The sequence below is a fragment of the Candidatus Saccharimonadales bacterium genome (assembly GCA_035945435.1).
Taxonomy (GTDB): Bacteria; Patescibacteriota; Saccharimonadia; order Saccharimonadales; family DASZAF01; genus DASZAF01.
This window is the reverse complement of sequence record DASZAF010000024.1, coordinates 1-12,458: the sequence shown is the minus strand read 5'-3', so window position 1 is coordinate 12,458 and position 12,458 is coordinate 1. Positions and strand designations below refer to the sequence as shown.

Here is a 12,458-nt window from a genome sequence, read left to right as displayed (position 1 = left end):
CTTTATGCTATCTGTTGGCTAAGGTATACTATGACCGTATGAAAGCTGAAGAGATCCGTGCTGCGTACTTAAAGTTCGTAAAAGACAGGCAGCACGTCATTATTCCACGAGCCAATCTCGTCCCGCAGGACGATCCGACCACCCTCTTTACTGGGAGCGGTATGCAGCCTATGGTGCCGTACCTACTAGGTGCACCACACCCGGAAGGTAAGCGCATTGCTGACTCACAGACATGCTTTCGGGCCGAGGATATAGAGGAAATAGGGGATAATCGTCACACCACGTTCTTTGAGATGCTTGGCAACTGGAGTCTCGGTGACTACTTTAAGAAAGAACAGTTACCATGGTTCTTTGAATTCTTAACCGTGGTTGTTGGTCTTGATCCTCAGAAGATTTACGTCACATGCTATATAGGCAACGAAAGGCTTGAAATTCCTCGGGATAAAGAGTCCAGCGAGATATGGAAACGACTTTTCAAGGAAAAGGGGATCGATGCACTTGAGGCAGACCTTGGCTCAGAGACTGATGGGGCGGCCCGGGGGGTCAAGGATGGTGAGCGGATCTTTTACTATGACGGTAAGAAGAACTGGTGGAGCCGTGGTGGCCCCGAGAAGACAACGCCAGTTGGCGACCCTTGTGGGCCGACCAGCGAAGTCTTCTACCTCTTTGAGCACATACCACACGATCCGGCCTATGGAGAGCACTGTCACCCAAACTGTGACTGTGGCCGTTACGTTGAGGTAGGTAACAGCGTTTTTATGACCTACAAGCGGGTTAACGGTGGTTTCGCTGCCGATAGCTTCGAAAAACTGCCCGCCGGTAATGTTGACTTTGGTGGTGGGCTGGAACGTATCTCTCAAGCCGCAGAAGGCAGTGGAGATATGTTTAGGATCAGTCTCCTCTGGCCGATCATCCAGGAACTTGAGAAACTGACTGGTCATATGTATCTCGGTAATGAAGCCTCAATGAGAGTAATTGCCGACCACCTACGAGGTGCAGTCTTCTTGGTTGTTGATGGTGTTCTACCAAGCAATAACGAGCAGGGATATGTCCTGCGACGTCTGATCCGCAGGGCTGTTCGTTTTGCCTTTGATCTCAACGTCGACAACGGCCTACTTGAAAAAGTCGTCCCAGTCGTTGTCAGTCTCTACGAGAAGGATTACCCGGAGGTAACTTCCAATAAGCAACAGATCATTGATGCGCTTGTTAAGGAAGAGAAACTCTTCCGCCAGACGCTTCAGGCAGGCGTCAGACACTTTGAACGAGAGCTACAGGGCAAAACTGAGCTTGATGGCGAGACGGTCTTTAAACTCTATGACACCTATGGTTTCCCGACTGAGCTGAGCCTCGAAGAGGCTGGTCGTCATAAAGTGAAGATCGCTCCGAACTGGCAGCACGACTTCATGCATGCCATGGATGCTCAGAAAGAACGCAGCCGGACAGCTTTCAAAGGCCAATTCAAGGGCGGCCTCGAAGGCCGCAGTGACATGCATCGTAAGTACCACTCTGCGACACACCTCATGTACAAAGCTTTGCGTCTGGTACTTGGCGACCATGTCATCCAGCGTGGCAGCAACATTACTGAGGAGCGTCTCCGTTTTGATTTTAGTCATCCTGAGAAGGTAACTCCCGAAGAGATTGCCAAGATTGAAGAGATTGTTAACGAGCAGATCAAAAAGAGCCTGACCGTCACTTGGGAGGAACTGCCGACTGATGAAGCGTTCAAGCGTGGTGCGATGGGTGCATTTGGCGATAAGTATGGTGAGAAGGTCAAGGTTTATACGATGAAAGCTGATGGAGAAGAGAAGCCATTTAGCTTTGAGATTTGTGGTGGTCCTCATGTCGATAACACTTCTGAGCTTGCCGAAGGTGGTAAGAGATTCAAGATCCTCAAAGAGGAATCGTCGTCGGCCGGCGTCCGTCGGATCAAAGCCGCACTCGTTTGAAACCAGACTCTATACTGGACAGGACAGCTAGTATAGGTTTAAGATTGCTTAAACGGGTGCGAGGAAGGTAATGAGAAAAGTATGTCCCTAGAAACTAGATTGTTGGTTGAAGGCAGCTCGCTAGACGGTCCAGGCGTGCATCTAGTCCGGCATGCCGAAAGTGATCTCGACTGGAGTGCGGCAGAATTCCCTGGACAACCTGATGAATGTTGGATGCAGGCAGGTAGCGTGGCCTCACTTTGGGAGCGGGGTGAATCAGCGAGGCTACTGAGTAGAGCCGTGGATGGTTTTGCGTCACTAGGAGTGGGTGCATGGGCAGTTCAGATGGACCGTGGGAGAGCAGGCCGTCAGCTTATCGGCATTGGCAGGCTACGACTTGCGTCAGATGCGGATGAGGTAGTCAACGACCAACTGGATCTTGCCCTCTTCGGTATAGAAGGGCTTGATGACGAGGCGAAGGTTCAGGTGGCCATGCGAGCCATCGGAGGTTTGGCTGAAATATCTCGTAGGAATGGCACGCATGTTGTCCAGAGTCAGTACGGTGACGGCCTTCCAGGATACCACGCGGCCCACATGCTTGATGAAGTCGGCTTCAGACCTACAAGAACCGAGCAAAATACCGATTGGTATTTAGGCGACCCCAGTCACCGTCAATGTGAGCTGGTAGTTTTACCCGCAGGCTTAGCGCGGACAGCGGCAGAACGGAGGGTTGGTGAACGCAGCCTCGCAGCCTGGCGAGCCTTTAGCGAACGAACTAGCTTTGAACCTCGGGCGTAATGACTAAAACCGCATCCTTTTCTCCAGAAATAGCGATAGTCGATACAACTGAAGGCTATCGCGTGTGGCTGTCAACTGCCGTCGCCAAGTATGCGTGGTGGGACAAAGTCGTGCCAACAGCGATGGCCGACTGTCTGCATGTCTCAGGGGAGTGGCCTCTCTTTGTTTCGAGAGGACGCACTCTCGAATTTCTTACGAGGAGAATCCGTGAATTAGGTAAGGCTTCAGCTAGACTCTGGGCTGTTACGATCGTTGAGCCTGATGTCGATTGTAGGCCTGACGAACCGCTCGGAGTAGCGCGCCTCCACGAGGTCGACGACGGTGATCCTCAACTTGACGTCTGTCTCTTCGGCATGCAAGGACATCTTCTCCCACGAGAACGTCTCAAGGCTCCGCAGCTGGAGCGAGTTGCGCAGGTTGCCGTGCTCGGGGGTATGGCGGCTGCGTTCGGTGGAGGTGCCTCGGCTCTGTCGACTGAGATATATGGCGACGAAGTGGGTGTCAGGACTGCTGAACGATTACGTGGAGTTGGTTTTGTCGGGGCCACAGGGCTTACTGCGGATTCTGGCAGCCTCGCTGTCATGTCCGCCTGGTCGCCAGAGGCTGATGGAGCAAGCAGTGAAGCAAGGAATGTGGCCAGGGCGGCCTATGCTCAAGGTATTGGTGGAGTTAGTCTTATGCTCCATCCCTAAGTAGCCGCTTACAATGTTCTGGATCTTTCTCTGTACGCATCACTTTGTACAAGCGTAAACAAAATAGGCGGGGTGATGTATAATGACCCTGATGATTCTCGGCAAGCTGAAGAAAGCGATTCCTTCGAATGGCGGCAAAGGTGCTGACGGAGCACATGTTGTTGCTCTCGACATCGGAACCGAATATGTCAAAGTTCTTATCGCCCGGATCGATGGGGAATCGATTGAGATTATTGGTGCCGGCAAAGCTCACCAAGGCCTCGACGATATGCATTCAGGTGCTATCGCCGATATTGCCGCCGTCGTCCGAAACTGCGAACAGGCTCTTGGCGATGCCGAGCAGCAGGCTGGGATGACTGTCCGTCAGGCGGTCGTCGGAGTAGCCGGCGAGCTGGTCAAGGGACTGACACATACGATTAGATACAAGCGCGCCGAACCCGACAAACCGCTCGATATGGACGAGATGGAGTTCATCATCGAGAAGGTCCAAGAGCGAGCCCACGACAAAGTCCGCAAGTTGGTAGCCTGGGAGACGGGCAACGAAGACGTCGAGATCAAACTCGTTAACAGCGCGATCGTCAGTATCCACATCGACAGCTACAAAGTCAGCAATCCGATCGGTTTCCAGGGTAAAGACGTGGCAATCCAAATCTATACCGCTTTCGCCCCAATGGTTCATATCGGTGCACTGGAGCGAACTGCCTCAGAGCTTGATCTCGATCTCATAGCCGTAGCCGCTGAACCGTTTGCCGTGGCCCGTTCACTTCTTGGTACGGATGCGAGCAGTAATTTTAGCTCAGTCGTAATCGATATCGGTGGTGGGACAAGCGACGTCGCTGTTATCAACGACGGTGGTGTCGAAGGCACCAAGTCATTTGGTATCGGAGGCCGCGCTTTTACTAAGACCATCGCGACCGAGATGGATATCGACTACAATCGAGCGGAGATGCTCAAGGTCGGCCTGACCGATAAAGACGAGATGAATGGGGCAGATAAGGCCAAGGTCCTAAAAGCACTCACCAAGACATTAGATGTCTGGATCGACGGAGTTGAGCTAGCCCTCAGCGAATTCGATGCCATCGACCACTTACCGAACCACGTTCTGCTCTGTGGCGGTGGCGCTAGTCTACAGCCGCTCGTTCATGTCCTAAAAGAGACCAAATGGTATAAGGATCTGCCCTTTACGCGTGAGCCGACGATACAGAGAATTACGCCCGAACAGGTGGCTGGCATTAAGGATTCAACAGGTAAGGCGGGCGATCATACGTTCGTTACAGCCATGGGTCTTCTCAGGGTCGGTTATGATACGATGGTAGGTACCGGTGAAGCAGCCGACTCCCTGAAGGATAAGCTCAATCGAATGCTCAGGATATGAAAAAAGATGTCATCTACATCGATGTCGAAGACGATATTACCGCGATAATCGGTAAGATCAAGAATGCCAAAGAGAACATCGTAGCCCTTGTCCCACCTCGACGGGTGGGTGTTCTGCAGAGCGTAGTTAACCTTAAGTTGCTCAAAAAAGCAGGTGACGCCGCTAATAAGCGAATCGTTCTTATTACGGGCGATCAAGCGCTCTCTGCTCTTACCGCCGGCCTTGGTATACCGATCGCTCACGATCTTCAATCCCGCCCTGAAATTGTTCCAGCCAACGAGTCGCTTAAGAACGAATCTGAGGTTATCGAGGGTGAAGTTAGAACTCCTAAGAAAGACGACGAGAGCCCTAAACCGGTCACGCCGAATAAGGCGGATGCCGCCAGTAAAGCCGCCGGTCTGACGGCTGCTGACGATGTTATCGGGGACCGAAAACCGGCCTCGAAACAGCCAACTAAGAGTAAAGGCCATGGTGGGATAAAGATCCCTAATTTCGAGAAGTTCCGTAAGTGGATAATTCTGGGCGCTGCGGGTCTCGTAGTCTTGATCATCTTTTTGGTTTGGGCCTTTGCCTATGCGCCACATGCCACAATTACTATCCAGGCAGCAGCTAGTGCTAAGAACGGGTCATTTGCCGTTAATCTGGATCAGAACAACAGTACGAATGCCACCAGTCGAGAGATACAGCCAATTGTCAGACAAGATCAGACGACTCTGTCGAAGACGTTTAACGGTACCGGCTCGAAGACCATAGGAACTCCGGCGACTGGTACGATTACAGTCTATCAATGCGAGGATCAATCCCCGAATACTTTTTCACTCGGTAGTGGTAGCGTTTTCAGCGTCAACGGCTTAGATTATACAACCACTCAGTCATACACAATCCCTGGCTACACTGGTCCGTCTTCTGGTTGTTCGCCGAGTCCAGGTGGGCATGCCGGTACTCTCTCGGGTGTGTCTGTGCAGGCAACAGCTTTAGGAACTAACTACAACATGAGCAGTGCCCAAGATTTTGTGTTCAATGGCGATCCAAATGGCACCTATGTTGTAGGTTACGGCCAGGCCTCAGGTGGTACGACGCCACAGACCGTTACTATCATTCAGCAATCTGATCTCAACACCGCTATCGCTGCACTTGAGAGCCAAAGTGACTCCAGCGTTGAAAGCCAGTTGGCAGGTGAATTTGACGCAAATACCTGGGTACTCAAAGACAGTTTCATCGCCAAATACGGTACGCCGACCAGCTCTCCTGCAGTCGGCCAGCAGGCCAGTAACGCGACGGTCACAATACCAGTGACATATTATATGCTTGGCATGAGTAATACCGACATTAACGCCGTCCTGACGTCTTACTTCAATAGTCTAATTACCAATAAGTCTCAACAGGGTGTCATCAATAATGGTTTTAGCCACTTATCGGTCAGTGTGACAGGTAAGCCCTCGAGTTCAAACCCAACCACGGCTACTGCCCAGTTCACAGCAACCGGCTACATAGGCCCACATATCGACATAGCTCAGCTTGCTAAAGAACTTCAGGGTGACAAAGAAGGCCAGGTTCAGGCTACTGTTACGGCTCTGCCAGGTGTGAAATCGGTCCAAGTTCACTACTCGCCCTTCTGGGTGACACAGGTACCCAAACCGTCCAAGACATCGATAAAGCTACAAGTGGCGCATGGCTAGGCGAGCTCTGCTCGGGATTGATGTCGGCCAGAAGAGGATCGGAATTGCCTGGACGGCGGCTGATCCGCAAGTAGCCGTACCTTTGGTGACGATTCAGGCTGGCGAAAACGTAGTCGATGAGATCAAGAGACTGGTCCGTGAGAAAGAAGCCGACGCCATTATTGTCGGGCTGCCGAGGAACCAACAGGGCGAAGAGACAAACCAAACGACCACCGTTCGGCAGTTTGCCGATAAGCTAAAGGAAGCAGGGCTGGATGTTATCTTTCAGGATGAGTCTCTGACCTCTGTTATCGCAGAAGAGAGCCTGAAGGAACATAACAAACCCTATGCTAAAGAAGATGTCGATAAACTAGCCGCCGCCTACATACTGCGTGACTACCTCGAAGAGCAGAGAGATTAGCTGATGCAGAATAATAAGATCCGACCACATCCGATACTGGACGAAGCGAACCATATAGTGGCTCACAAGAAGAAAGGGTGGTCACCAGGCGGATTTGTTCAACGGATCGTTCGAAGCCGACTGACTATTCTGGTGGTCTTTGTTGCGATCGTTATCGTCGCCATCGTCGGGAGCGCTCTCTATACTCTCCACTGGTACCACGACAGTCTTAAGCCGGTCTCATCCATCTCGAGACGAGTCCAGGTTACGGTCGTCGCGGGTGATGGTCCGGGGCAGGTGGCCAATCTCCTTGCTAGCAAGGGGCTTATTCGCGATGCAACGACGTTTAAGTGGTATGTCGATCACAGCCTGGCTAAAACCGAACTGCAGGCGGGGACATATCTCTTTTCGCCGAGCTACTCTGTGCAACGGATGGTGACGATGATGGTTAATGGCCAGGTAGACACCTACCAGATCACCCTGCTACCCGGTAAGTACCTGACCCAGATCGAGTCGAGCTTTGAGGATGCAGGTTTTAGTAGCTCCTCCGTTCAGGCTGCTTTCGCAGGCTCGTATAGCGGGCCACTCTTTGCCGGCAAACCGGCAGGTACAAGCCTTGAGGGCTATGTCTTCCCGGACACCTACGAGCTGACCGTTGAGACGACACCCCAGCAACTACTCCAGAAGTCTTTTGACGACTTCTATACTCAGATCCAAGCAAACGATATCATCCCCAAACTTCAGACCGAAGGCTTCACGCTCTACCAAGGTATAACGCTGGCTTCAGTTGTCCAACAAGAGGCTAGTAGCTATCAGGACCAGCAGACTGTCGCCCAGGTCTTTATCTCCCGTCTTAAAGCCAATATGCCGCTTGGTTCGGACGTCACCTTCATCTACGCATCACATCTGGCAGGTATCGCTCCGGATCTCAACATCAGCTCGCCGTATAACACCCGGATCAATCCTGGTCTACCGCCGGGGCCGATCGGCAATATCTCCCTGGCTGCCCTTGAAGCAGTCGCCAACCCGTCAAACACCAGCTACCTCTATTTTGTAGCCGGAGACAACGGGGTGCTCCACTTCAGCTATACCCAGGCCCAGCAGCAAGCCAACACTCAACAATACTGCACAAAGCTCTGCCAATAACAGGGACGAAGATGCTTGCGGTCGATTGACTGGCCTCTCTGAAACGAGTAAAATATAAGCCAAGCGTTTGCTGCTTGTGTAGCTAACGCTAAAAAACTGAAACATTAAAAATTGATCAAAAACACTCTTGAACTAAGCGCATAGGCGCAAAAGAGGAAGATGTTCGATATCAAAGGCCCGAAGAAGGCCGCCCCAGGGGTGGACACCACATTTGCCAGAGAGCAGCTGCAGAAGGTACAGCAGAAAGTGCACGTACCCGAGGCTGTCGCCAAACGCTCTCCAGGCTTCTTAGGCTTTGTCAGAAAGCTAAAATCTCCAGCCGTCTTATCGAATGGCCTCCTCTTTCTCGTCGTTGTTACAATCCTGGCTTTTGGCTATCAACCATCTCAGAATGGTGCCTCCCAGAGTGGTATCGTCATGGCTATTGAAAACAGTAGCCAGACACCAACAGTCGACCAAGTCGCCTCTGTTACTGCCGCTGCCAACGTGGCTACCAGCGCCAACCTGCTCGTTGTTAACAACGTCAAAGAAGTTGCCGACACAGTAGCGGTCAAGACTGCTCTAGCCCAATCGCAGGACACCTACGTGACCAAACCCCAGCTCGTTACTCAGAGTCTACCGCTCGGGGTCAATAAGTATATCGTCAGGCCGGGAGATTCAGCTGCTACGGTTGCGGCCGCTTTTGGATTGACCGACCAGACCATCCGTTGGGCTAACGATCTAACCTCAGATACATTAACCCCTGGCCAGCAGATCTGGGTGCCAGCTGTTAACGGAGTTGTCTACACCGTCTCCTCCGGCGATACGGCCCAGTCGATCGCCGATAAGTTCCACTCCGATCCGAATCAGATTATTGCCGAAAATGATGATGAGTTGACAGGTGTCCAGGCAGGTCAAGTCATAGTAGTACCGAACGGCGTTCTGCCTGCCGATGAGCAGCCAGGTGCCTCACACTCGTCATCGGCTTCAGTCTCTGCTAGCAGCGGAGCCGGCTTCTCCTTCGGAACCGGACCTGTCTTTGGTGGCGACGGCTATGCCTTCGGTTACTGTACCTACTGGGCCGCACTCAGGCGGCAGCAGATAGGTGACCCGGTACCTAACAATTGGGGTAACGCCTCAACCTGGGCCGACGGAGCTGAAGCCATGGGTCTGACCGTCAATCACACCCCGTCGTATGGTGCTGTTATGCAGACGGCCGGTGGTTACGGCGGGTATGGCCACGTTGCCTTTGTCGAATCAGTCAACTCGGATGGCAGCTTCACTATCTCAGAGATGAACTACGCGGGCTGGGACGTTGTCGACCAGCGGACACTGCCCGCTTCAGATGCCGGCCTCTATAACTTCATCCATTAGACCACTTCAATCTAAGCGGCTCTCAGAGCTCCAGGCTCCTCCTCGTTTTCGTAGAGGACAAGCTGGCTTGAGTTGGCACCCTGGAAGTTAGTGTACTTACCCGTATCAACATCAGGAAACTTGACCTTTACCTCTTTGGTGCGGCTTCTCTGGATCTCCTCTACGTCGTACACCCCGGCTGAATCAAGGGATTCGGGTAACCCGAGATACTCGAGGAACGCGGAACTGATATATGTGTAGTTGGACATATGCAGTGGATAGGCATTGATTGTTATATACCGGACCCCGCTCTTCCGTGCCTCGGCAGCCAGAAGATTGACAAGGTTTTCGGGAAAGCTTGACCACTGGATGAGGTGAGATGGTATCTGGATGGCGTCAAGATGCCAGGCCGACCCTCCTGCCTCTGTCTGCGTTCGTAAAAGATAGATGTTCCCCCTGTACTCGCCGTCTAGGTTAACCTTAACGTTATGAAGACCTATCGGTTCTGCGAATGGTAAGGGTTTGCCTTCAGTACAGTCTCCGCTAATGGCTCCGGGGTTTCGATCCTTCTCGGGATCAGGCCGGGCATCAAGCTGAATGGTCGCGAACTCATACTGCCCTGCATCTGCAACGAGCATCTTCTGAAGCTCGTTTATCCTCCGAGTGGTAAGCTGTGCATACTCGCTCGGAGCGTTGAAGTATCTATTCATCAGTCGCAACAGTGATAGTCTCTCTTTTAGCTCGGCCTGAAGGGCTGTCATCTCACGGTGATTCTGGAATATATCGTCCTGGTCGGTAAGAGCCTGTCGCCGTCGTTTGAGCTCTTTCTCGCGCACTTTATACTCGCCGCGAAGTACATTTGACCCTTGGGCCGCCACCAAAACGGACCGAATCTCTGCACCTGTGGTCATTCCTTCAAGTTGTGCCGCCACATCCGCAAATCCTTGCCGAGTGAGTAGGTCCCGATATGGAACAAGCGCAATAGCGAAGCGCTGTTCTCGAGTAAGGTTGTTGACGTCGGCTTCTTCGGGCAGCTCGTAGGTTGTCGCCCAGTACGGCTCGCTCGTCTCGGCTTCGTCGATGTATGTCTCTGAGAAGGCCTCATCACAAGCCTGTTCGAGAACCTCAACATCTGTCAGTTGTGATTTGAGCCTCTCCAGTTCTGTCCAAATCTGGGCCGCCTGAGCTGGTGTGTACTTCTCAATTTCGTTGATATCAATATCAAATACGGCTGGGAGAAAGTCTACTTTCTTTCGCGAACCAAGATCAAGATCGTGAATGTGATCTTTGATGCCTCTCGCTGTCAATGAGAGGGCTACTTTCATGTATCTATCGCCCTGTTTGACATAGAGGTTCGGATTATCGATACGTGGTATGAGGCCCCTTACGAGCGGGTCGTCATCTGGGAGCCAGCCGAAGTCTGCGGTTTCGTCACATATAACTTCAACCGTTTCAGCGACTCGCCCTATCAAGACATCTGCGTTAACTCGGGCTGCATAGCCACCTTCGGTGGCAACTTGGCCACCGATGACTTCGAAAGGAGGTCGGGTTAAGGCTTCATGTCCCGCATGTAGCTCTTGCTCGTACTGTTCTGCGCTTAGACCGCCAAGCCGCTCCTGCGGCAATAGTCTGAATTCTCCGTCAGGACCCTGGACTCTTGCATAGGCAATGGCTGCCAGAGCCGCTGCGGGTATATGCTCGGCGCCCCCGTGTTCTCGACTTAAACGCTGGGCTTCGCCGATCCGTTGTCTGAGACCATCATCTTGCATACGTGGCTTTCTAGGTGATCGATTAACATAACCAGTGTGCACTATCTGTAAAAGTTACGCAATCACCCTAGTTATCGTGGTACACTTTCCCATGTAAGAAAAGTAGGTGACAATGTTTGTAGATAGAGTCACAGTCAGAGTTAAAGCCGGCAGTGGTGGCGACGGGTCGGTAAGCTTTCGACATGAGAAATTCGTCGAAAAAGGTGGTCCGGACGGTGGTGATGGGGGCAATGGCGGTGACGTTATCTTAGTTGCAGATCCAAACACCAACACCCTTAGTGGCTTTCGCTATAAGCAGGAACTCTTTGCTGAGAACGGTGAGGCTGGCGCTAAACGCAAGCGTCATGGTAAGAACGGAGCTGACTTACGTATCAAAGTGCCAGTCGGAACAGTGGTCCTTGAAGATGACAAACAGATTGGCGATCTGGCCGAAAACGGCGCTGAGTTTGTAGTTGACGAGGGCGGTCGGGGCGGCTTTGGTAACGCCCACTTTATCTCTTCGACACGTCAAGCGCCGAAGATAGCGGAGATAGGGGAGCGACGTGAGCCTCGAGAGATGACTTTTGAACTGAAACTTCTGGCCGATGTCGGATTGGTCGGCCTGCCTAACGCCGGTAAATCGACCTTTCTGTCCGTCGTTAGCAATGCCCGTCCCGAAATTGCTGACTATCCGTTTACGACCTTAACCCCAAATCTGGGTGTTGCCACCGTCGGAGAGTCGACACTGCTGATCGCCGATATTCCTGGTCTCATTGAAGGAGCGAGCCAGGGCAAGGGCCTTGGAGATCAGTTTCTAAAGCATATTGAACGGACGCGCGTCCTACTGCATCTTGTCGATATCTATGATGAAGACGTAGTTAAAGCGTACGAGACGATTCGTGGTGAGCTGGCGGCCTACAACCCGGCCCTCGCCAAACGGCCTGAGGTCGTGGTTATAACGAAGATTGAAGGCCACACTAAAGCCGATATTAGTACCGCCACGGACCTTCTCAAGCAAGTCGTACCTCCGAAGACTCCCATCAGGGCTGTATCCTCTCAAGCAGGCACGGGGATTAAGGAGTTGCTCTTCGAGACGCTCGCAGCGGTCACCAAGGCGAGCCTGAAGCCACGAGCCCTTAAGAAGGTCGATGACTCAGTCGCAGTTATCGAGTTACCGGCGAGCGCCAAGGATGACGCCTGGCGTGTTGAGCGCAGAGAAGCGGGCGTTTTTGTTGTTAGGGGCGTCAAGATAGAGGGTTTCGCGGCACGGACTAACTTTGACAGTGGGCCGGGTCTTGATCGCCTCAAGGTTATTATGCGCAAGATGGGGATCATGCATGAGCTGGAGCGGCTCGGGGTTAAGCCCGGTAATACAGTCATAGTG

General features: G+C 52.4%; 10 protein-coding genes. 9 read left to right on the top strand and 1 reads right to left on the bottom strand.

All coding sequences use genetic code 11. The features are described 5' to 3' along the window. Window positions 1-38: 38 nt before the first annotated feature. The 8 genes from VGS28_03225 (at window position 39) to VGS28_03190 (ending at window position 9,347) form a co-directional block, all read left to right on the top strand. Window positions 39-1,946 (top strand): alanine--tRNA ligase, encoded by a 1,908-nt coding sequence (locus VGS28_03225; GenBank protein ID HEV2412791.1) that lies wholly within the window; start codon window positions 39-41, stop codon window positions 1,944-1,946. Window positions 1,947-2,027: 81 nt separating this feature from the next. After that, the gene (locus tag VGS28_03220; GenBank protein ID HEV2412790.1) at window positions 2,028-2,723 is read left to right on the top strand and encodes a hypothetical protein; all 696 of its coding nucleotides are present in this window, start codon (window positions 2,028-2,030) and stop codon (window positions 2,721-2,723) included. Continuing rightward, a complete protein-coding gene (locus VGS28_03215; protein ID HEV2412789.1) occupies window positions 2,723-3,415 on the top strand; it encodes a hypothetical protein in 693 nt (230 codons plus the stop codon). The genes VGS28_03220 and VGS28_03215 overlap by 1 nt, the downstream gene beginning before the upstream one ends. Before the next feature lie 91 nt (window positions 3,416-3,506). Further along, window positions 3,507-4,790, top strand: a complete 1,284-nt coding sequence (locus tag VGS28_03210) for a cell division FtsA domain-containing protein (protein HEV2412788.1) — start codon at window positions 3,507-3,509, stop codon at window positions 4,788-4,790. Beyond that, window positions 4,787-6,469, top strand: coding sequence for a hypothetical protein (locus VGS28_03205; protein ID HEV2412787.1), 1,683 nt, complete (start codon window positions 4,787-4,789; stop codon window positions 6,467-6,469). Before VGS28_03210 ends, VGS28_03205 begins: the two co-directional genes overlap by 4 nt. Further along, window positions 6,462-6,869 carry a Holliday junction resolvase RuvX gene (ruvX, locus tag VGS28_03200; GenBank protein HEV2412786.1) on the top strand — a complete coding sequence of 136 codons (408 nt, stop codon included), beginning with the start codon at window positions 6,462-6,464 and terminating at the stop codon, window positions 6,867-6,869. Before VGS28_03205 ends, ruvX begins: the two co-directional genes overlap by 8 nt. A 3-nt stretch (window positions 6,870-6,872) precedes the next feature. Then, window positions 6,873-7,994, top strand: coding sequence for an endolytic transglycosylase MltG (gene mltG / locus VGS28_03195; GenBank protein ID HEV2412785.1), 1,122 nt, complete (start codon window positions 6,873-6,875; stop codon window positions 7,992-7,994). Window positions 7,995-8,153: 159 nt separating this feature from the next. Then, complete coding sequence (locus VGS28_03190; GenBank protein HEV2412784.1) at window positions 8,154-9,347, top strand: CHAP domain-containing protein; 1,194 nt, start codon at window positions 8,154-8,156, stop codon at window positions 9,345-9,347. An 11-nt stretch (window positions 9,348-9,358) separates the two neighbouring features. Here VGS28_03190 and VGS28_03185 read toward each other — a convergent pair whose 3' ends face one another. Then, entirely contained in the window at window positions 9,359-11,095 is a 1,737-nt protein-coding gene (locus VGS28_03185; protein HEV2412783.1) for a hypothetical protein, read from the bottom strand. Between the two features lie 112 nt (window positions 11,096-11,207). Here VGS28_03185 and obgE point away from each other — a divergent pair. Continuing rightward, window positions 11,208-12,458, top strand: a 1,251-nt coding sequence (gene obgE, locus VGS28_03180; protein ID HEV2412782.1) for a GTPase ObgE, incomplete at its 3' end; no start/stop codon positions are given.

Bases quoted from the DNA above. Each gene is read 5' to 3' on its own strand.
- VGS28_03220 (HEV2412790.1), top strand. From the start codon at position 2,028: ATGTCCCTAGAAACTAGATTGTTGGTTGAAGGCAGCTCGCTAGACGGT.
- VGS28_03225 (HEV2412791.1), top strand. From the start codon at position 39: ATGAAAGCTGAAGAGATCCGTGCTGCGTACTTAAAGTTCGTAAAAGAC.
- VGS28_03210 (HEV2412788.1), top strand. From the start codon at position 3,507: ATGATTCTCGGCAAGCTGAAGAAAGCGATTCCTTCGAATGGCGGCAAA.
- VGS28_03215 (HEV2412789.1), top strand. From the start codon at position 2,723: ATGACTAAAACCGCATCCTTTTCTCCAGAAATAGCGATAGTCGATACA.
- ruvX (HEV2412786.1), top strand. From the start codon at position 6,462: ATGGCTAGGCGAGCTCTGCTCGGGATTGATGTCGGCCAGAAGAGGATC.
- VGS28_03185 (HEV2412783.1), bottom strand. From the start codon at position 11,095: ATGCAAGATGATGGTCTCAGACAACGGATCGGCGAAGCCCAGCGTTTA.
- VGS28_03205 (HEV2412787.1), top strand. From the start codon at position 4,787: ATGAAAAAAGATGTCATCTACATCGATGTCGAAGACGATATTACCGCG.
- mltG (HEV2412785.1), top strand. From the start codon at position 6,873: ATGCAGAATAATAAGATCCGACCACATCCGATACTGGACGAAGCGAAC.
- VGS28_03190 (HEV2412784.1), top strand. From the start codon at position 8,154: ATGTTCGATATCAAAGGCCCGAAGAAGGCCGCCCCAGGGGTGGACACC.